The organism is Blautia sp. aa_0143 (assembly GCF_004167315.1).
Classification (GTDB): Bacteria; Bacillota; Clostridia; order Lachnospirales; family Lachnospiraceae; genus Blautia_A; species Blautia_A fusiformis.
Genome location: NZ_RCXU01000021.1, coordinates 1 through 20,383 on the forward strand (window position 1 = coordinate 1; position 20,383 = coordinate 20,383).

Sequence of the window (20,383 nt, forward strand, 5' to 3'; positions counted from 1 at the left end):
GGATAGCCTGTTTTAGCTTTGCCCTAAAGGGTAATCGAGCAGGAAGCCCCCACTTCAAAATCGTAAGATTTAAGTGGTGGGAGCATGTCACCGCCGTGAGTAAGAGCAAACATGCTCGCACTGAAATGAAATAGAACGGAGCATAGCAAATGGAGAACAGGATCATTACAACAGATGTTACAGAAGAGGATTTTTCCCTGGAGGGAAATTTAAGGCCTCAGAGTCTGGATGAGTATATTGGTCAACAGAAAACAAAAGATACCCTGAAAATTTATATCGAAGCAGCAAAGCAGCGTCATGATTCACTGGATCATGTGCTGTTTTATGGACCTCCGGGGCTGGGAAAGACTACACTTTCCGCGATCATTGCCAATGAGATGGGAACACATATGAAGGTAACATCAGGTCCTGCGATTGAAAAGCCAGGCGAAATGGCTGCGATCCTGAACAACCTTCAGGAAGGAGATGTGCTGTTTGTAGATGAGATACACAGACTGAATCGACAGGTAGAAGAGGTTCTTTACCCGGCAATGGAAGATTTTGCTATCGATATCATGATCGGCAAGGGAGCATCCGCCCGTTCCATTCGTCTGGATCTTCCGAAGTTTACATTGGTAGGTGCAACAACGAGGGCAGGTCTTCTTTCCGCGCCGCTTCGTGATCGTTTTGGCGTAACACAGAGACTGGAGTTTTATGATAAAAAAGAACTGACGACGATCATTCTACGTTCCGCTCAGGTGCTTGGCGTGGAAATCGAACCCAATGGAGCTGCCGAGATCGCCAAGCGTTCCAGAGGAACCCCCCGTCTGGCCAACCGTCTTCTGAAGAGAGTACGTGATTTCGCCCAGGTGAAGTATAATGGTGTGATCACCTACGATGTTGCCTGCTTCGCATTGGATCTTCTGGAAGTAGATCAGTATGGCCTTGATAAAACAGACCGCCGCATTCTCCAGACCTTGATCCTGAATTTTCAGGGCGGACCAGTGGGGCTTGAAACACTTGCCGCATCAATCGGAGAAGACTCCGGAACACTGGAAGACGTGTATGAACCCTATCTTTTGCAGACAGGTTTCCTTAACAGAACTCCACGTGGAAGAATGGCTTCCGTGCTGGCATATACCCATCTTGGATATCCTCGTCCTGATTTATCGACAAAATAATAGAAAAACTTCTATACATTTTTGCGGGAATCAGTTATAATAAAAGAAATTGCGGGTTGTAAGACCGGCAATGCAGAGGAATGTTATTGAGGAAATTACCAGTAACAGATAAATTCAGGAGGCTTTACGAATGGCGGTAAAGAATACAGCACAGGTTGTTATCGATGGAAAGATCATTACTCTGGGCGGGTATGAGTCCGAGGAATATTTTCAGAAGGTTGCAGCCTATATGAATAATAAGATCAGTGAGCTGAGTCAGATGCCGGGATACTCCAGACAGGCCATGGAGACCAAGCATACACTGCTCAGTCTGAATATTACAGATGATTATTTTAAGGCAAAAAAACAGGCGGAGATTTTTGAACAGGATCTGCAGCAGAAAGACCAGGAGATGTATGATCTGAAACATGAACTGATCTCTTTGAAAATGCAGATTGAAGAGGCGAAGAAGGCAGAACAGGAAGCTCAGGAACAGAAGAATCTTCTGGACGGTAAGGTGAAGGAGCTGGAGAAAGAACTTGATGAACTGCTTAAATAAGGAGGGGGGATTGCTTCGGTAATCCTCTTTTGTTTTATGGTCATCGGATTGATTAACAGATGGGAGATGAGGGAATACTGTGAAAAATATGATAACAGAACTGCTCTCGCCGGCAGGTTCTTATGAAAGCTTTGAGGCAGCTATTGGTGCCGGGGCTGATGCGGTATATGTAGGGGGACCGGCTTTTGGAGCAAGAGCTTATGCGCAGAACTTCACCCAGGAAGAGCTGATCACTGCCATTGAGACCGCACATATCCATAACCGTAAATTATATCTTACTGTGAATACACTTTTGAAGAACCGTGAACTGGATGATCAGCTGTTTGAATATCTGCTTCCGTATTATGAGGCAGGGCTGGATGCGGTGATCGTACAGGATCTGGGAGTATTTTCTTTTATACGCCGGAATTTTCCGGATCTGGATATTCACGCAAGCACACAGATGACAGTAACCGGACCGGAGGGAATGCGGTTTCTGGAGGAAAAGGGAGCAACGCGTGTGGTTCCGGCCAGAGAGCTTTCCCTGGAAGAGATATCTGCCATGCATAAGGCAAGTCCTCTGGAAATAGAGACTTTTATCCATGGAGCTCTCTGTTACAGCTATTCCGGCCAGTGTCTGATGAGCAGTATTTTCGGTGGAAGAAGCGGAAACCGTGGCCGCTGTGCACAGCCATGCAGGCTTCCTTACAGTGTAACCATGGATCACAGAAAATATAAAGGAGACAAGGATTTTTGTGCATTAAGCCTGAAAGATATCTGCACTCTGGATATTCTTCCGGATATCCTGGAGGCGGGTGTTATGTCTCTGAAGATCGAAGGGCGTATGAAACAGCCGGCGTACACAGCGGGCGTCACGGCAGTATATCGAAAATATCTGGATATGTATTTAAGTGGAAAAGAATATCACGTTCAGGAAAACGATCGGAAGTATCTTCTTGAGCTTTTCAGTCGGGGAGGATCCTGCAAAGGATACTATGATATGTATCGCGGGCCGGAAATGATGGCTTTTGCCAATGAAAAAAAATCCGGTAATATCCAGCCGGAGATCAGAAAAATAAAAGAAAAAATTCATGGGAATTTAATACTTTCTCCTGAAAGTCCTGTTATACTGGAAATAACCTGCAAGGGCCAGACAGTAACTGCTATGGGCGGTGAGGTACAGTTTGCTAAAAATCAGCCAATGGAAGAACAGAGGATCCGTCAGCAGATGGAGAAACTGGGAAATACAGATTTTCAGTGGGAGGATCTGAACATTGAAATAAATGGAAGGATTTTTGTTCCGGTTAAAGTTCTCAATGAAGTACGAAGAGATGCTCTGAGTCAGCTGCGAGAAGCACTGATCGGATGTCAGAAGAGAGCACAGGTTACGAAGCAGCCGACGAAATCTAAGGATCAGGCTGCCTGCCACAGAAGGGTAACAGACAGCCTGCCTGTGTATGTATCCTGTGAACGTTCGGATACTGCGGAAGTACTTTTGAACGAACCGGGGATTACAGGTTTTTATTTTCCTTTTGATACTATGGAAAAATATTTTTCACCGGAACTTGCTGCAAGCAGTGAATTATATCTTTCTACTCCACATATCCATCGCGGAGAAATCCCCGAAAAGTGGCTTCGATCAGCTCAAAAATGGTTGGAGCAGGGTATGAAGGGCTTTCTGGTAAGAAACCTGGAATCTTACGCCGTACTGAAAAAAATGGGATATGGCGAAAAATGTATCCTGGATGCATCCATGTATACCTGGAATGATCAGAGTGTTGATTTCTGGCGGGAAGAGGGAGTTCTTCGAAATACAGTCCCCCTTGAGTTGAATGAGGGTGAACTGAAACATAGAGATAATACTTCTTCGGAGCTGCTTTTATATGGTTATATCCCACTGATGCTTTCCGCGCAGTGTGTAAGGAAGAATCTTTTCGGATGTACAGGAAAATATGAGACGGCTTATCTGAAAGACCGCTATAACAGTGAATTTCCGGTAAAATGCAGTTGTGATCCATGGGGAAAAAACATCTCCGAAAAAGCAAAATACTGTTATAATATCATTTATAATAGCATTCCTTACGGACTTCCGGGTGAAAAAGATCAGGTAAAAAAACTGAACCTTCACTCTTTGCGACTGGCATTTACGATCGAAGAGCCAGAGAAAGCAAAAGCGATCCTGAAAGAATTCCGGACGGTTTATCAGGAAAACGGAAAACCTTCCGGACGCAGGTATACAAAAGGCCATTTTAAAAGAGGAGCCGAGTAAAAGTGTATGATTAATGTAATTACAGAATTATCTAAGTATGTGATCCTCACATTGATGATCGTCTATACCTTTCATTGTTTTTATATGGTGTGGCGGCAGGATGAGGAAGAAAAGAGAGAACTGCTCCATCAGCAGCTGACCATGATCTTTTTTATTGATTTTACAGCATTTCTTGTGATCTATTTAAAAAGCATGGATTTCAGGGTCATCCTGTTCTATATCGAAATGATGATCTTTTTTGCAGCGATCCAGATCCTTTATCGAATTATTTATCAGAATGCATCGCTGCTTCTTTTAAATAATATGTGTATGCTCCTGAGCGTAGGATTTATCATGCTCTGCCGGCTTTCACTTCCGTCTGCAACTAAGCAGCTTCTGATCGTGGCCGCAGGTAGTGCAGTATCACTGGTAATACCGGTAATGATACGAAAAATGAAATTTTTAAAGGATCTTACATGGGCTTATGCCGGAATTGGTATTGTACTTCTGGCGGCAGTTCTTGTTCTGGCAAGCACAAGCTACGGTGCAAAGCTTTCTCTTATGGGAATCCAGCCTTCCGAGGTGATCAAGATAACCTTCGTATTTTTTATGGCATCACTTCTGTGTACCAAGGTGGATTTTCGCAAAGTAGTACTGGCTACGATCGTTGCAGTGATCCATGTAGGGATCCTGGTTCTTTCCAGGGATCTGGGTAGTGCAGTAATCTTTTTTGTCACCTACCTTGTACTGATCTATGTGGCAACCAGGAATCCGAGCTATTTATTTTTGGGACTTGGCGGAGGATGCGTTGGTTCGGTGATCGCATATCATCTTTTTGGACATGTCCGTCAGCGAGTCAGTGCCTGGAAGGATCCGATGGCTGTCTATCAAAATGAAGGTTATCAGATCGTGCAGTCTCTGTTTGCAATCGGAACCGGAGGCTGGTTTGGAATGGGACTTTGCCAGGGCTCTCCGGAGAAGATTCCGGTCGTAAAAAATGATTTTATCTTCAGTGCTATTTGTGAGGAACTGGGTGGCATTTTTGCCATCTGCCTGATTCTTGTATGCACAAGCTTTTTTCTGATGATCGTTACTATTGCACTAAAGATCAGGAATCCGTTTTATAAACTGATCGCACTGGGGCTCGGAACGGAATATGCTTTTCAGGTATTTCTGACCATTGGCGGTGCAACCAAGTTTATTCCAATGACAGGAGTTACACTTCCGCTGGTGAGTTACGGAGGCAGTTCTGTCATGTGTACCATCCTGATGCTTGCGATCATTCAGGGACTGTATATTCTGAGGGAAGATGAGGACGAACAAATTGAAACGCAGCGAAAAGAAACGATTGAAAGAAGAGGAAAGAGAGCAACGCCTGAGAGAAAGAGAAATCGCCAGACTCCGTAGAAAAAAGAACCGGCCTTTAACTTTTGTATCGGCCTTCTTTATATTGATCTTTGTCAGTTTGATCGGATATCTGGTCTATTTTGACGCCATAAAAAGCGAAGATTTTATCAACAGCCCGTACAACACCCGTCAGGATACATTTTCGGACCGTGTAGTACGTGGAAGTATCCAGTCTTCGGATGGTGAGGTCCTGGCACAGACCAATGTGTATGAAGATGGAACAGAAGAGAGAACGTATCCGTTTTCCAATATTTTTGCACATGCAGTAGGATATGATACCAATGGTAAGAGTGGTTTGGAATCGGAAGCAAATTTCCAGCTTCTCACTTCCCATTCATTTTTTCTGGAACAGATGAAAAATGAATTCCTGGGAAAAAAGAATCAGGGTGATACCGTGATCTCCAGTCTGAATGCAGATCTTCAGACAACGGCATACAATTCTCTGGGAGACCGCAGAGGAGCGGTAGTTGTACTGGAACCATCCACCGGACGTATCCTGGCTATGGTGAGCAAACCGGATTTTGATCCGAACACGATCGCACAGAACTGGGATACCCTTGTTAATGATGAAAGTAACAGCAGCCTTTTAAACCGTGCAACCAATGGAGCTTATCCTCCGGGATCAACATTTAAGATTGTCACGGCACTGGATTATTTCAGGCAAAAGGGATCACTGGAGGGATATTCCTATCTGTGTCAGGGAAGTATCACAGTGGATGACCACACGATCCAGTGTTACAATGGTGCAGTACATGGACAGGAGGATTTTTATTCCGCATTTGCACATTCCTGTAACTGTGCATTTGCAGATATGGGACTTGGTCTGGGAGGAGGTACTCTGAAAAGTACTGCAGAGGATCTGCTCTTTAATAAGGCTCTTCCGCTGAATTCCTATAAAACCAGCCGTTTTACCCTGGATAATGATTCTCCGAACGCACTTGTGATGCAGACCTCGATCGGCCAGGGTAACACTCTTGTTTCTCCGATGCATATGGCATTGATCACAAGTGCCATCGCCAATGATGGTGTACTGATGAAGCCAACTATGATCGATAAGATCGTGAATAATTCCGGTGATACGGTCAGGGAAACAGAAAAAACAGAATACAAACGTCTGATGACAAGAAATGAAGCCAATATCCTTGGAAAACTAATGAAAAATGTAGTTGAAAACGGTACGGCTTCCGCATTGAACGGACGAGGATATACTGTTGCCGGAAAGACCGGTTCTGCGGAGTTTGATGAAAATGGCTCCAGTCATTCCTGGTTTGTGGGTTATTCTAATGTAGATGACCCGGATATCGCCATTGCAGTGATCGTGGAAAACGGCGGAACCGGAAGTGAAGCGGCAGTTCCCATTGCGGCAGATGTTTTTGATGCATATTATTTCGATTAAATTGAGAACAGTATCTGCTTCTTGCCCCTTGCCTATAAGGTAAAAAAGAGGTATACTATAGCCAGTGCAAAAGACACACGCATTACAGGAGGATTGCAATATGATAGAAGCAACAAGCTGTGGCGGTGTGGTAATTCATCGGGGTAAGATTCTGGCATTGTATAAATCCTACAGGAACCGTTATGAAGGATGGGTGCTTCCCAAAGGAACTGTAGAAAAAGGAGAGACTTTTGAACAGACTGCTTTACGTGAAGTAATGGAAGAAGCAGGTGTTCGGGCCTCTATCGTGAAATATATCGGTAAGAGCCAGTATAATTTCACCGTTCCGGAGGATGTGGTAATGAAAGAGGTACACTGGTATCTCATGATAGCTGATAATTATCATAGCAAACCCCAGCGAGAGGAATATTTTGTAGATTCCGGATACTATAAGTTTCATGAGATCTATCATCTTCTCCGTTTTTCCAACGAGAAGCATATCGTGGAACAGGCCTATCAGGAGTATCTGGAAATGCGAAGTGAAGGCGTCTGGGCGAAACAGCAGAAGTATTTTTAACAACAGGACAGGGCTGTGTACATACGCAGCCCTGTTTGGCATTATAACGGAGGTGAGGGCAGATTGCTGAAATGGATGAAAAACTATTACATAGGAAATGATGTAAAAAATCCTACTAGAATAAGAACCAGGATCACTGCTGGTAAATTCGTGCCGGATATCTACGTTGTTACTTTGTCTGATAATCCCGGAAATATTTTGGAAATTCTTCCCGCAGGCATGCTTGTACAGCGAAGCGCCAGAGCCACCTGTCCTTTGATCGTTGGAATGGCTAGAGGAAAATCCGGTGCTATACAGATGGTACAGGATATGATCGAACAGGTTTATACCGAAACTGGAAATTTTAAAATAAAAGAATATCTGAAAAACAGGTGAACCAATGCTGCATATATTATGGCTGATAATAAAATGGATATTGATCCTTCTGGGGATTCTGATCGGGCTGATCTTTCTGATCCTGCTGCTTCTTTTATTTTGTCCAATCAGATACAGAGGGAATTTAAAAAAAGACCGTACGGATAGTCTTCGGGAAATACATGCTTTCGGTGAAGTGAGCTGGCTGCTTCATATAATTTCTGCACAGGTATTCTGGGAGCAGGGCGTTCTGAAAACAAAAATATGTTTGTTAGGGATTCCTTTGGAAAAATTTAAAAATCTGTTTCGTAAAAAAAAGAAACCAAGAGCTCTTTCCAACTCCGGAAATCAAAATGCAAAAAAACAGACAGAGGCTTCTGGAAGTCATGAAAAGACATCAAAAAGCGAAAATCAGAACGATACCGCAGAGCTGCAAATGTCTGAGCCTCAGGAAGATACTGTTGAAGATATAAATGAAATTTCGGAAAATGTAATAATGGAGCCGATATCGATTTCCGAAGAAATATCGGAAGATGAAAAGAGGCTTCGGACAAAGATTGCAGATTTAATTTTGAATATAGTGGGAAAAATAAAAATGACAGTTGGAAAGCTGTTCCGAATCGTACAGAATTTTCTTGGAATCCCCAAAAGGATTCTGAAAAAAATTCAAAGTCTTGCATTAACAATCCGGAATTTCTGTGATAAGATAAACTGGTGGAAGGAATTTTTAGACCATCCCCGAACCAGAGAGGCTCTTTCCTTTCTGTGGAAAAATGCAAAAAAACTGATTTATCATGTGCTTCCGACAAGGATCACCGGAAAGATCACATTTGGCAATGAAGATCCGGCAGTTACAGGTATGGTATTGGCTGTATTAGGAATGACGATTCCTTTTCATAAAAACAAGATCGAAGCAGCGCCCCTTTTTGATAATGAAAATGTTCTTGAGGGAGAGATCATGTTAAAGGGAAGGATTTATGGAATTGTAGTTCTCACAACAGCAGCGAAGCTTTATTTCAATAAAAATATAAAATACGTCATCCACCGATGGAGACATAAGGAGGTAAATCATGGAGAAAGAGAATAATTTCAAAGATACCGTGAATTCATTATTTAAAGGAATGGATGGCTTTGTATCGGCCAAGACAGTGGTTGGCGATGCCATTCATGTAGGCGATACCATTATCCTTCCTCTGGTCGATGTATCCTTCGGCGTGGGAGCCGGAGCTTTTGAAGGGGACAAGAAGAACAATGGCGGCGGAGGTCTTGCCGGAAAGATGTCTCCCTGTGCAGTGCTTGTGATCCAGAATGGAAGCACCAAACTTGTAAACGTAAAAAATCAGGATGGCCTTACCAAGGTTCTGGATATGGTGCCGGATTTTGTGAACCGTTTTGCACCAGGTGCAGGCAATGCCGAGGATACAGACGGGAAAGAAGAGTAGTATTCCATTTAGATTTCATGCATATACTGTAATAAAAAACAGGAAATGAGCAGACAGGAGTGGGAAAGCTAACTGGTTTTATGCTGTTTTTTATTGGTGTGGGCATGGTTCTTGGTATCCTTATTACAGAGAATTTTATTGTGATCGCAATGGCAGTCATATGTCTGCTATGCGGATATCATATGTTTTGCAGATAAGCGGGAAGTGTGCACCTGGCATACTTCCCGCTTGTAATTTATCTGTCTTAAAGATAAAAAAACAGCCCCCGCATTCTACGGGGGCATACGATATTACTTACGCTCTTTCAACTTTTCCGGATCTTAAACAAGAAGTACATACATACATTTTCTTTGCTCCGCCGGCAGTTGTTTTTACTCTGACGGATTTAACGTTAGATTTCCACATTTTGTTGGATCTTCTATGGGAATGACTCACATTGTTTCCGAAATGAGCTCCTTTATCGCAGATTGCACATTTAGCCATGAATAGCACCTCCTTTTATCAACAGTCACCATTTTAACAGATGAATTGCTCTTTTGCAAGCAAAAAAAGGAAATTTATCAAAAATTCTGCAAAGAGTTTTAAGGAAAGTATTCCATACCTCCGGGAACAGGGCGGATCATGGTGGAATTAAGCGTTGTGTGTATGGTTTAGATCAATTTGAAACATAGAAAATTACCCAGTGCGAATTAATTTATCGTTTTTTCTTTGGCCTGGTCTCTTTCCTGAAGCTGAATAGAACATATTCTTGCTGAACTGGCATATGAGAATAGGAAAACCGGGAAAATGCAAAAGAATTTGGCAGGTAGTTCGGAATCCGAAAATGTGGTATGATTATAGGCAGGATATCAGAAACGTCAGGAGTTGAATAGATTGTGAAGACGGAAGAAATCTTTAAATATGTGCAGAAACAGTACGGAACAGTCCCAGAATATTTATGGAGTAAATCGCCAGACAGTGCAGTACTCCGACATAAAAACGGAAAATGGTATGCAGTGATCATGACTATTGAAAAATCAAAACTGGGATTAGAAGGAAAAGATCCGGTTGATATCATGGATGTAAAGTGTGATCCGGACATGACGAATATGATTATTCAGACGCATGGATTTTTACCTGGATACCATATGAACAAGCAGCACTGGATCACGATTTTACTGGATGGTTCGGTCAGTAAAGCAAAGATACTGGACTTTTTGGACATGAGTTATGACCTGATTGATGGCGCAGGCAGAAAGGAAAACAAATGAGAAAAGCAATCGTATATGCATCTGTACATCATGGAAATACAGAAAAATTAGTAAAAAGTGTATCAGAAGCGTGCCAGATCGATTTGATCGATGCTGTAAAACAACCCGATGCAGATCTGAGCAGTTATGATATGATTGGGTTTGCATCAGGAATCTATTTTTCAAAATTTCATCAGTCGATATTGGGATTTGCAGAGAAGAATCTACCGGATGACAAAAAGGTATTTCTGATCTGTACTTATGGTGGAAGTGCCAATTATAAATCCATAGAGCAGATTTTGGATAAGAAGCGTTCTAAAGTGATAGGAAAATTCGGGTGCAAAGGTTATGACACATTTGGTCCATTTAAACTGGTTGGTGGAATTGCAAAAGGGCATCCAGATGAAGAAGATATAAAAAATGCAGTTGCGTTTGTAAAAGGATTATAAGTAGATAAACGAAAAAGAAAAACCGGCTTCATAGTATCGGTCGGCATGCTCCATCACAATCCGGGGTTTCCCTTCAATAGAGTGGATGAGCTTAATTTTCTATAAGATAAAACAAGTTGAACTCTATCATTGCGTAATTATAAAAAAAAGGTTATAATAGTTTTATATAATTTAATCTGAATGAAACAATGGAGGTAACCATATGAATGGACGTATAGATTCCGGATTGGGTCAGATCGTAATTGATACAGATGTCATTGCGACTTATGCCGGCAGTGTGGCGGTAGAGTGTTTTGGTATCATCGGAATGGCAGCTATCAGTATGAAGGATGGCCTGGTCAAGCTTTTGCGTATTGACAGCCTGAAACATGGTATCAGTGTTAAGATCACGGATGATAATAAGATCCGGCTGAATTTTCATGTCATCGTAGCATATGGCGTGAATATCAGTACTATTGCGGACAATCTTGTCAACAATGTAAAATATAAAGTCGAAGCCTTTACAGGAATGGAGATTGAAAAGATCAACATTATGGTTGAGGGCGTGCGTGCAATAGATTAGTTTTAGAGGAGGAACTTGTGGTGAATAACAAAACCATAGATGCTAAAATACTTTCCAGAATGTTTCTGTCCGGAGCAAAGAATCTGGAAGCGAAGAAAGAGTGGATCAATGAACTGAATGTGTTTCCTGTACCTGATGGAGATACGGGAACCAATATGACGCTTACCATCATGTCTGCTGCTTCTGAAGTAGGTGCTCTTACAGATCCGGATATGGAATCCCTGGCAAAGGCAATTTCTTCCGGTTCCCTCCGTGGAGCCAGAGGTAATTCTGGTGTTATCCTGTCACAGCTTCTGCGCGGATTTACCAGAGGTGTGCGTAAACTTACAGATCTGGATGCACCTGCCATTGCCGCAGCTATGGAGCGAGGCGTTGAAACTGCATACAAGGCAGTTATGAAACCAAAAGAGGGAACCATTCTTACTGTAGCCAGAGCTGCAGCAGACAGAGCAGCAGAGCTTGCTGATGCTGCAGAAGATCTGGATGCTTTTTTCGACGGGATCTTTCAGCATGCAGAGGAAACTCTTGCCAGAACACCGGAGATGCTTCCAGTCTTGAAAGAAGCAGGTGTTGTGGATTCTGGCGGACAGGGACTTCTGGAAGTTTTCCGTGGTGCCATCGACGGATATCATGGAAAAGAAGTGGATTATTCCCAGTTTGAAGCAGCAGCTCCTAAGATCACAAAGATTTCTCCTCAGGCAGAGGCAGATATCAAATTTGGATATTGTACAGAGTTTATTATCCTTCTTGAAAAACCGCTTCCACAGGATGAGATCGACCGTTTCCGTGAATTTCTGGATTCCATCGGTGATTCCATTGTTTTGGTAGCTGATGATGAGATTGTCAAGGTACACGTACACACCAATCATCCGGGACAGGCTTTTGAACGCGCACTCACGTATGGTCAGCTTTCCCGTATGAAGATTGACAATATGAGAGAAGAACATCAGGAAAAACTGATCAAAGATGCGGAAAAACTTGCAAAAGAACAGGCAGAAAACAAAGAACCACCAAAGGATCATGGATTTATTTCCGTATCCGTAGGTGAGGGACTTTCTCAGATTTTCCGTGAGCTTGGCGTAGATTATCTGATCGAAGGCGGTCAGACTATGAATCCGAGTACCGAAGACATGCTCAATGCTATTGAGAAAGTAAATGCAAAAACAATTTATATTTTCCCGAATAACAAGAATATTATCCTTGCAGCTAACCAGGCAAGAGATCTGACTGAGGACAAGGAGATCATTGTAGTACCAACCAAGACAATCCCACAGGGAATTTCCGCAATGATCAGCTTTGTTCCGGAGAAGGGCAGCGAGGAGAACCTTGCTTCCATGACCGATGCGATTTCCAGAGTGAAGACCGGACAGATTACTTATGCAGTCCGTGATACACGTATTGATGACAAGGAAATCCATGAGGGAGATATCATGGGAATCGGTGATGCAGGTATCCTTGCAGTAGGCAGAGATCGACTTCAGGTAGCGGAGGAGATGGTAGCAGAGATGGTTGACGAGGAATCTGAGATCATCAGTGTTTACTATGGTGAAGATGTATCTGAGGAAGATGCAGAGGCACTTTCTGATTCTCTTACCGAGAAATATCCGGAGTGCGAGGTTGAGCTGAACCAGGGTGGACAGCCAATTTACTACTATCTGATTTCTGTAGAATAAAGAGCACAAAAAATGAATGATAAGACACCTTTACGTGAATTAAAAGGCGTGGGTGAGAAAACAGAGAAGCTTTTCCAGAAGATCGGGATCACGACTGCGGAAGAGCTTCTCCGTTATTATCCGCGGACTTACGATATATATGAGGAGCCTGTGGAGATTGCATCAGCAGAGGAGGACAAAACAGTCTCTATCCGTGCCACTATAGCAACAGGTATTTATATTAACCAGATACGCAATCTCCAGGTTCTGACAACAACTGTGGCAGATGCAAGCGGCCGATTGCCGGTTGCCTGGTTCAATGCGCCTTATTTGAGGGGAACACTCAAAAAGGGCAGTGTGTTTATCCTCAGAGGAAAGATCATCAGAAAAAAAGGCCGTCCGCAGATGGAACATCCGGAGATTTTTACCCCGGCAGCTTATGAGGAGATCATTCACAGTATGCAGCCTGTATATGGTCTGACGAAAGGACTTTCCAACAAGATGATCACGAAGTTGGTCCATCAGATTTTGGATACAAGGCCTCTCCATGGGGAATATCTGCCGGAGGAGATACGGGAACGCTATCAGCTCGCAGATGCTAATTATGCGATCCGGACTGTTCATTTTCCGAAAAATATGCAGGAGCTTCTCACAGCCAGGAAACGTCTGGTATTCGATGAATTTCTGCTTTTTGTGCTGGCAATACAGCTCTTGAAGGAGAAAACAGAAGAGGCTCCAAACACTTTTCCAATGAAACCAGTATGGACAACCGAGGAGATCATAGAAGGGCTTCCCTATGACCTGACCGGAGCCCAGAAGAATGTCTGGCATGAGATCGAACGGGATCTGAGCGGTCATAAGCTGATGTCCAGGCTTGTACAGGGGGATGTTGGTAGCGGCAAGACCGTGATCGCATTTTTAGCTATGGTACTTTCAGCAGAGAATGGATTTCAGAGTGCATTGATGGTACCGACAGAGGTTCTGGCAAATCAGCATTACGAAGGCTTTCTGAGGCTGATGGAAGAACAGAATATCGCTTCCTGCCATCCGGTGCTTCTGACAGGATCTACCACAGCCAGACAGAAGCGTGAGATCTATCAGAAGATTGCAGACGGTGAAGTGAATGTGATCATCGGAACTCATGCCCTGATCCAGGAAAAGGTGGAATATAAGAATCTGGGGCTTGTGATCACAGATGAGCAGCACAGATTCGGCGTTCGCCAGAGGGAAGCGCTGACGACCAGAGGAAATCCGCCTCATGTACTTGTTATGAGCGCAACCCCCATTCCCCGGACACTGGCGATCATTTTATACGGAGATCTGGATATTTCGATCATTGACGAGCTTCCTGCAAAAAGACTTCCGATCAAGAATTGCGTAGTAGGAACTTCCTACCGTCCCAAGGCGTATTCTTTTATTGAAAAGCAGGTGCAGATGGGAAGGCAGGCTTATGTGATCTGTCCTATGGTGGAAGAGAGCGAAGGCCTGGAGGCAGAGAATGTTACAGATTATGCCAGAAGGCTTCAGGAGATCCTTCCGGGGGAGATCAAAGTAGAAATCCTTCACGGAAAGATGAAGCCAAAAGAGAAAAACAGGATCATGGAGGCGTTTGCTTCCGGCGAGATCCAGGTACTGGTATCTACCACAGTTGTGGAGGTTGGAGTGAATGTGCCAAATGCTACCGTCATGATGGTAGAAAATGCAGAACGTTTCGGGCTTGCCCAGCTTCATCAGCTTCGGGGCCGTGTAGGGCGTGGAGAGCATCAGTCTTACTGCATTTTTATCCAGGGAAATAATGAAGAAAATACTTCTAAACGTCTGAAGATCCTCAATGAATCCAATGATGGATTTTATATAGCCGGAGAAGATCTGAAGCTTCGGGGCCCAGGAGATCTTTTCGGTATCCGCCAGAGCGGACTGATGGAATTTAAGATCGGTGATATCTACAATGATGCGGGAATCCTGAAAAATGCAAGTGAAGCAGCTGGTGAGATCCTGGCACTGGATTTTGATCTTATCCTGCCTCAGCATAAGGCTTTAAAGGAGCATCTCAAGGGGTATATGAGTGAAGAACTGGAAAATCTGGGGATCTAATTGGATGGAGCAAAGCGAAGAATCAGAACTTCGTTTTAGTATAAAAAGAAAAAGGGAGAAAACAGGATGAGGAGAAAAATGATCAAAAAACTTCTGTGTGTCGTTTTATCAGGGTCTATGATCTTTGGCAATGCAGGGATAACCATGGCTTCAGAGACAGAACCGGAAACAGTCCAGGAAAATGTAAATGAGGAGACTGACAGTCCAGAGGAAAGTTTTTCTGAGGAAGATATTTTTGAAGATGGAATCTCAGCAGACGATGAAGCAGCAGAATTACCTGATAGCACAGAACAGGAATTAGAAGAAGAGCCGGAAGAAGCGGATAATATAGAAATGTCGGAGGACACTGAAAATCTTTCGGAAGAACCGGAAACAGAAGAAATGGCAGAAAGTGATGACTTTTCTGATGGAGAAGAAGATGCTGTAAGTGCTTCCGCAAGCATGATGGATGGAGGAATCACCGGAGATATTGCCTGGTCAATTGATACATCCGGATGTCTTACATTAAAAGGAAACGGTGACTATGATACCTCAGATTATTATTGGGATGCAGAAAGGGGCTGGAGTAAATGGCAGGATGATATTAAAACAGCCATAGTTGAAATTTCCGGAATCACAAAGACAAGAGCTATGTTTAAGGGATGCAGGAATCTTACCAGGATCACTTTTAAAAACTGTGATTTCAGTAAGGTGACAGATATGGCCTTTATGTTCTCAGATTGTGAAAGCCTTACACAGCTGGATACTGGTTCATTGAAAACCGGAAATGTATCTCATATGCAGGGAATGTTCCGAAATTGCAGTAAATTAAAAACTCTGGATGTCAGTAAATTTGATACTTCAAAAGTTAATGATATGAATAGCATGTTTTTAGGCTGTGAAAGCCTTACACAGCTGAATGTCCGGAATTTTAATACTTCCAGAGTGACAAGGATGAGCGGAATGTTCCGTGAATGTCGGAATCTTAAACAGTTGGACGTCAGTAGATTTAATACAGCGAATGTTACGACTATGGAGGAGATGTTTTATTGCTGTGAAAGCCTTACACAGTTGAATGTCAGTAATTTCAATACAGCAAATGTTGTATATATGAACGGTATGTTCGAACGGTGCGAAAGTCTTACACAGTTAAATGTACGAAACTTTAATACATCAAATGTAGAAGATATGGGCAAAATGTTCTGTACTATGAGCAAGCTCAAGTCTCTGGATCTGAACAGTTTTAATACTTCTAATGTACAGAATATGTATTTCATGTTTTATGGAAATGAGTCTTTAACAAGCCTCAATATTAAGAATTTTGATACATCCAAGGTAGTAGATATGAATTCTATGTTTGGCGAGCTTAAAAAAATGACTTCTCTGGATGTTTCTGAATTTAACACATCAAAAGTAAAATCTATGGAAGGAATGTTTTCACGCTGCTATGCGTTAAAAGCTGTGGACGTGAGCCATTTCAATACTTCTGAAGTGGTAAAGATGGGATATATGTTTAACTCCTGTAGCAGCCTGGAATCTCTAAACCTCAGTAAGTTTAATACATCTAGCGTCAATGATGCAAGATATATGCTGTACTATATGGATAATCTTAAAACACTGAAAACAATCCCGAACCTGAAGTGCTCTATAGAACTTCCATTTACCATGTCAGACAGCTCAGGCAAAAAATATACGACCATGCCAACGAACAGTAAATGTATCACTTTAAAGGTAGTTGCTTCAAAACCAGTAGTTAGAAAGAGCATCAAAACGGCAAAGGTAACTGTAAAAACTGCAACTTACAATGGAAGTCCGCAGAAGCCAGGTGTAACTGTTAAACTTGGAAATACAACATTAAAAAGCGGCACAGATTATACAGTAACTTATTCTAATAATACAAAAACGGGAACAAAAGCTGTTGCAAAAATCACAGGAAAGGGAAGTTACAAAGATTCTGTTTCTAAATATTTTACCATCAAAGCATGCAGTCTTGACGGTAAAGTTCAAGTTAATTTGAAGACAACGATTTACACCTGGGATGGACAGGCAAAAACTCCCGCATTTTCTATTTATATGCCGAAAGCCAATGCGGCCGGAATGATCTCATTACAGAATGAAAAAGATTATACATATAAATATCTTAATAATAAAGAACCTGGAACAGCAACCTTACAAATCACAGGAAAGGGCAATTTTACAGGTACAAAAAAAATAGCTTATAAGATCAGCAAAGCAAAACAGCCGGTAAAAGTTACACCAGGAAGTATTACAAAACTTTATACAGACAAAGGCAAATCCTACAAAATCAGTGTTTCAGGAAAAAAAGAATTTGCAAAAGTGACATATTCAACCACTAATGCAAAAATTGCATCTGTAAAAAATAGCAAGATTATGCTTAATGGAGAGGGAGTGGCAACAGTTACTGTAAAAGTTGCGGCGACCAAACATTATCAGGCACAGAATATTGCAATTAAGATTAATGTGCTGAAAAGACAGAATATTACCACAGCTGTAAAGAATGGGGCAAAAATAGCGTATTCCACTACAATGAAATCTCTTGGTGCCAAAGTTCCTTCAGAAGGTGGGAAACTTACTTATAAGTCCTTAGATACCAGTATTGTTTCTGTGGATTCCAAAGGTAATTTGAACTTTAAAAAGGCAAAGAAGCTTGGAAAAGTTACAATCCAGATCACTGCAGCGAAATCTTCTTCCTATGCTCCGGCAACCAGGAAACTGACGATCACTACGGTAAAAGGAACTCCATCTGTCAGCTGTGTACAGCAGCAGGAACGTAAGATCTATGATGGAGCATTCAATCTCGGGGCAAAAGCAGATCAGAATGCGACATTGGTTTATTCCAGCAGCAACAGTGCTATTGCATCGGTAGCTTCTGATGGAACGGTTACTTTGAAGGAATGGCAAGAAAACGATATTCAGAGAGAAGTGCAGATCACAGTTACTACAAAAAGTACAACGTTTTATAATGCAGCGAAGCCGGTAATTGTTAATCTTACTGTTATTAAAAAGAAAAATCTGCAGCAGAGAATTGAAGATGAAAAAATCAAATTTCCTGATGGGAAATTTTGGAACCATGTTGTAAACAGTTATTCAGATCTGACAGATAATCTAGACAGCAGCGGAGCTCCTGAAAGATTTCAGGATACGATCAGTGATGTTCCATGCAAACATCACGGAACTCAGAGCGGAATTGATCCGATACCAGGTAATGGCGAGTATGATTGCAATAAGTTTGACGGGGCTATCCAGTGTGATGGGTTTGCAAGAAAAGTATTTTATGATATCTGGGAAGGGCAGAGAGTATCAGGCCTTCAGAGAATATATGATAATAATGTTCAGGTAGGAGACTATGTGCGCATCAATAATAATGGACATTCGGCTATCGTTACAGAAGTTTACAGTGATTCATTTAAAGTGATAGAGTGTAATCTGGATGGGGACGGACGTCATCATAATTGTCTGCTGCGTCATAACTGGACATATAGTAAAAGCAGTGTAACTTATCGTGTACATGCTGTAAATTACAGCCTTAACTAATAGACTTTTGAAACTTTTCTTTACAAAACTTTCAAATCGTAGTATTGTATTGCATGAGAAAAGATTAACAAATCCCTTGTAAGGAGGCTATAAACATGGCTAGAACAAAGAAAGCTGCAACCAAGACAACTGTAAAAACGGCTTCAGTAAGCGAGACTCCTGCAAAATCTGTAGTAACCGCATCCGAAGAGAAAGCTGTTAAGGCTGAGACACCAAAGACAGACGATGCAAAAGTTTCTGTAGAGACAAAAGCAGCTGAGAAGACAGCAGAGGTAAAACCTGCTGCTGCGAAACCAGTAGAAGTAAAAGCAGCAGAAGTAAAATCTGATGAAGAGAAAACAACAGCTGTAAAATTAGAAGAGCCGGCTAAGAAAACAGCCGCCAAGAAGACAACAACACGAAAAACAACTGCTGCTAAGAAAACAACAACCAAGGCGGCTGCTAAGACAACAGCAACTAAAACAACAAGAAAGACAGCAGCCAAGAAAGCTGAGCCAGTGACAGAAGTATATGTTCAGTACTGGGGCAAAGAGATACATACTTCAGAGGTTGCTGACAGGATCAAAAAGATCTGGACAGAGGATATGGGCAAAAAAGCTTCTGAACTGAAAGATCTCAAAATCTACATTAAACCCGAAGATAATGGTGCACATTATGTGATCAACGGAGATGTTACAGGATTTATCGGACTGTAAACAAAATCTTCATCGAACAGTATTTTAAAATATATATATTGGCCTGTTATAGAGAATGCCTATAGCAGGCTATTTCTTTTGCATATTTGACCAATTCCAAATAGCATGTTATTATTCATTCAAGTAATAACATACTAAATAGATAGGGATATGGTAAAATGAAACAGATATTATGCTTTGGAGATTCCAATACATGGGGATATGACGGAGAGAGCAGAGAGAGACTACCGTGGGGAGTACGCTGGACAAGCCTTCTCCAGGAAAAACTGAATAAAGAAGAATATCGCGTGATCGAGGAAGGACTGTGCGGAAGAACAACGGTTTTCGAAGATCCGCTCCGCGACGGAAGAAAAGGAACTGCACTTCTTCCCACACTTCTGGAAACACATGCCCAGGCGGATGTGATCACTCTAATGCTGGGAACCAATGACTGCAAAACTGTTTTTGGAGCATCCGCAGATGTAATCGGAAAGGGAATCACAAGACTGCTGGATCAGATCCAGGAATACGCACCAAGAGCGAAAGTCCTTCTCATGTCTCCCATCTATCTGGGAGAAAAAGTATGGCAGGAAGGATATGACCAGGAGTTTTCCAGAGAGTCTGTGATCGTTTCCAGAAATCTGCAGCCTGTTTATGAAAAAATCGCAGCTGAACGTCATATCAGTTTCCTTCCGGCAGCATCCTATGTACATTGCTGTGACGCAGATCAGGAACATCTGAATGCAGCAGGACATAAGAAATTTGCAGAGGTTGTATATCGAAAAGTACAGGAATTGCTGTAAATGAATATAGGATTTTAAGACTTTTGGATCTTATATAAAATAAAAAGATGTTGCCTGGCAGGTTTTCAGTTCTGTCAGACAGCATCTTTTTTTGCATGAGCTTAGATCAACTCAGCATAGCAATGAAACTACCTGCGCGTACAGATTTAGTACTGCTGGCCGCCCTGGGAACTGCCGGACATCTGACGCTCCTGCGCCTCGATCATCTTTTTAAATAAGTTCTCAGAACGACACGCCGTATTTTACAGGAAAATCAACTATGTGGATGGATGCGAAAAAGAATTTAACTACACTTACGCATTTGCA

Annotated in this window: 19 protein-coding genes; 18 read left to right on the forward strand and 1 reads right to left on the reverse strand. The window is 42.3% G+C overall.

Annotation, left to right across the window (positions count from 1 at the left end):
* The first annotated feature begins 149 nt into the window (after window positions 1-149).
* From ruvB to EAI83_RS17270, 10 genes are all read left to right on the forward strand, one after another.
* Window positions 150-1,160, forward strand: coding sequence for a Holliday junction branch migration DNA helicase RuvB (gene ruvB, locus EAI83_RS11555; RefSeq protein WP_015524888.1), 1,011 nt, complete (start codon window positions 150-152; stop codon window positions 1,158-1,160).
* A gap of 130 nt (window positions 1,161-1,290) precedes the next feature.
* Window positions 1,291-1,698, forward strand: a complete 408-nt coding sequence (locus EAI83_RS11560; protein ID WP_015524889.1) for a cell division protein ZapA — start codon at window positions 1,291-1,293, stop codon at window positions 1,696-1,698.
* 88 nt (window positions 1,699-1,786) lie between these two features.
* Complete coding sequence (locus tag EAI83_RS11565) at window positions 1,787-3,946, forward strand: peptidase U32 family protein (RefSeq protein ID WP_021651505.1); 2,160 nt, start codon at window positions 1,787-1,789, stop codon at window positions 3,944-3,946.
* A gap of 6 nt (window positions 3,947-3,952) precedes the next feature.
* The gene (locus tag EAI83_RS11570; RefSeq protein WP_015524892.1) at window positions 3,953-5,332 is read left to right on the forward strand and encodes an FtsW/RodA/SpoVE family cell cycle protein; all 1,380 of its coding nucleotides are present in this window, start codon (window positions 3,953-3,955) and stop codon (window positions 5,330-5,332) included.
* Complete coding sequence (locus tag EAI83_RS11575; RefSeq protein ID WP_118753142.1) at window positions 5,235-6,728, forward strand: peptidoglycan D,D-transpeptidase FtsI family protein; 1,494 nt, start codon at window positions 5,235-5,237, stop codon at window positions 6,726-6,728. Before EAI83_RS11570 ends, EAI83_RS11575 begins: the two co-directional genes overlap by 98 nt.
* A 100-nt stretch (window positions 6,729-6,828) precedes the next feature.
* Complete coding sequence (locus EAI83_RS11580; protein ID WP_015524893.1) at window positions 6,829-7,284, forward strand: NUDIX hydrolase; 456 nt, start codon at window positions 6,829-6,831, stop codon at window positions 7,282-7,284.
* A 63-nt stretch (window positions 7,285-7,347) separates the two neighbouring features.
* Entirely contained in the window at window positions 7,348-7,659 is a 312-nt protein-coding gene (locus EAI83_RS11585) for a hypothetical protein (RefSeq protein ID WP_110103921.1), read from the forward strand.
* Between the two features lie 4 nt (window positions 7,660-7,663).
* Window positions 7,664-8,725, forward strand: coding sequence for a DUF2953 domain-containing protein (locus EAI83_RS11590; protein ID WP_110103923.1), 1,062 nt, complete (start codon window positions 7,664-7,666; stop codon window positions 8,723-8,725).
* Window positions 8,709-9,080, forward strand: coding sequence for a GerW family sporulation protein (locus EAI83_RS11595; protein WP_015524896.1), 372 nt, complete (start codon window positions 8,709-8,711; stop codon window positions 9,078-9,080). Before EAI83_RS11590 ends, EAI83_RS11595 begins: the two co-directional genes overlap by 17 nt.
* Before the next feature lie 59 nt (window positions 9,081-9,139).
* Window positions 9,140-9,277 (forward strand): hypothetical protein, encoded by a 138-nt coding sequence (locus EAI83_RS17270; RefSeq protein WP_173740860.1) that lies wholly within the window; start codon window positions 9,140-9,142, stop codon window positions 9,275-9,277.
* A 97-nt stretch (window positions 9,278-9,374) separates the two neighbouring features.
* Here EAI83_RS17270 and rpmB read toward each other — a convergent pair whose 3' ends face one another.
* Window positions 9,375-9,563: a 50S ribosomal protein L28 gene (gene rpmB / locus EAI83_RS11600; protein ID WP_015524898.1), complete on the reverse strand. Its 189-nt coding sequence runs from the start codon at window positions 9,561-9,563 to the stop codon at window positions 9,375-9,377.
* Window positions 9,564-9,955: 392 nt separating this feature from the next.
* Here rpmB and EAI83_RS11605 point away from each other — a divergent pair, with 392 nt between their 5' ends.
* The 8 genes from EAI83_RS11605 to EAI83_RS11640 all read left to right on the forward strand — a co-directional run bounded on the left by EAI83_RS11605 (window position 9,956) and on the right by EAI83_RS11640 (window position 20,077).
* Window positions 9,956-10,330 (forward strand): MmcQ/YjbR family DNA-binding protein, encoded by a 375-nt coding sequence (locus EAI83_RS11605; RefSeq protein ID WP_110103925.1) that lies wholly within the window; start codon window positions 9,956-9,958, stop codon window positions 10,328-10,330.
* Window positions 10,327-10,758: a flavodoxin family protein gene (locus EAI83_RS11610; protein ID WP_129975405.1), complete on the forward strand. Its 432-nt coding sequence runs from the start codon at window positions 10,327-10,329 to the stop codon at window positions 10,756-10,758. Before EAI83_RS11605 ends, EAI83_RS11610 begins: the two co-directional genes overlap by 4 nt.
* Window positions 10,759-10,960: 202 nt before the next feature.
* The gene (locus EAI83_RS11615; RefSeq protein WP_015524900.1) at window positions 10,961-11,320 is read left to right on the forward strand and encodes an Asp23/Gls24 family envelope stress response protein; all 360 of its coding nucleotides are present in this window, start codon (window positions 10,961-10,963) and stop codon (window positions 11,318-11,320) included.
* Window positions 11,321-11,340: 20 nt separating this feature from the next.
* Complete coding sequence (locus EAI83_RS11620; RefSeq protein WP_129975407.1) at window positions 11,341-12,993, forward strand: DAK2 domain-containing protein; 1,653 nt, start codon at window positions 11,341-11,343, stop codon at window positions 12,991-12,993.
* A gap of 12 nt (window positions 12,994-13,005) precedes the next feature.
* Complete coding sequence (gene recG / locus EAI83_RS11625) at window positions 13,006-15,066, forward strand: ATP-dependent DNA helicase RecG (protein ID WP_129975410.1); 2,061 nt, start codon at window positions 13,006-13,008, stop codon at window positions 15,064-15,066.
* Between the two features lie 78 nt (window positions 15,067-15,144).
* Complete coding sequence (locus EAI83_RS11630) at window positions 15,145-18,600, forward strand: BspA family leucine-rich repeat surface protein (protein ID WP_161206365.1); 3,456 nt, start codon at window positions 15,145-15,147, stop codon at window positions 18,598-18,600.
* A 95-nt stretch (window positions 18,601-18,695) separates the two neighbouring features.
* The gene (locus tag EAI83_RS11635; protein WP_192926489.1) at window positions 18,696-19,295 is read left to right on the forward strand and encodes a DUF6465 family protein; all 600 of its coding nucleotides are present in this window, start codon (window positions 18,696-18,698) and stop codon (window positions 19,293-19,295) included.
* A 158-nt stretch (window positions 19,296-19,453) separates the two neighbouring features.
* The gene (locus EAI83_RS11640) at window positions 19,454-20,077 is read left to right on the forward strand and encodes a GDSL-type esterase/lipase family protein (protein WP_015524905.1); all 624 of its coding nucleotides are present in this window, start codon (window positions 19,454-19,456) and stop codon (window positions 20,075-20,077) included.
* Window positions 20,078-20,383 lie beyond the last annotated feature (306 nt).

Bases quoted from the DNA above. Each gene is read 5' to 3' on its own strand.
- EAI83_RS11610 (WP_129975405.1), top strand. From the start codon at position 10,327: ATGAGAAAAGCAATCGTATATGCATCTGTACATCATGGAAATACAGAA.
- EAI83_RS11560 (WP_015524889.1), top strand. From the start codon at position 1,291: ATGGCGGTAAAGAATACAGCACAGGTTGTTATCGATGGAAAGATCATT.
- EAI83_RS11640 (WP_015524905.1), top strand. From the start codon at position 19,454: ATGAAACAGATATTATGCTTTGGAGATTCCAATACATGGGGATATGAC.
- rpmB (WP_015524898.1), bottom strand. From the start codon at position 9,563: ATGGCTAAATGTGCAATCTGCGATAAAGGAGCTCATTTCGGAAACAAT.
- EAI83_RS11580 (WP_015524893.1), top strand. From the start codon at position 6,829: ATGATAGAAGCAACAAGCTGTGGCGGTGTGGTAATTCATCGGGGTAAG.
- EAI83_RS11630 (WP_161206365.1), top strand. From the start codon at position 15,145: ATGATCAAAAAACTTCTGTGTGTCGTTTTATCAGGGTCTATGATCTTT.
- EAI83_RS11565 (WP_021651505.1), top strand. From the start codon at position 1,787: ATGATAACAGAACTGCTCTCGCCGGCAGGTTCTTATGAAAGCTTTGAG.
- EAI83_RS11590 (WP_110103923.1), top strand. From the start codon at position 7,664: ATGCTGCATATATTATGGCTGATAATAAAATGGATATTGATCCTTCTG.
- EAI83_RS11595 (WP_015524896.1), top strand. From the start codon at position 8,709: ATGGAGAAAGAGAATAATTTCAAAGATACCGTGAATTCATTATTTAAA.
- EAI83_RS11615 (WP_015524900.1), top strand. From the start codon at position 10,961: ATGAATGGACGTATAGATTCCGGATTGGGTCAGATCGTAATTGATACA.
- recG (WP_129975410.1), top strand. From the start codon at position 13,006: ATGAATGATAAGACACCTTTACGTGAATTAAAAGGCGTGGGTGAGAAA.
- EAI83_RS11575 (WP_118753142.1), top strand. From the start codon at position 5,235: ATGAGGACGAACAAATTGAAACGCAGCGAAAAGAAACGATTGAAAGAA.
- EAI83_RS11570 (WP_015524892.1), top strand. From the start codon at position 3,953: ATGATTAATGTAATTACAGAATTATCTAAGTATGTGATCCTCACATTG.
- EAI83_RS11635 (WP_192926489.1), top strand. From the start codon at position 18,696: ATGGCTAGAACAAAGAAAGCTGCAACCAAGACAACTGTAAAAACGGCT.
- ruvB (WP_015524888.1), top strand. From the start codon at position 150: ATGGAGAACAGGATCATTACAACAGATGTTACAGAAGAGGATTTTTCC.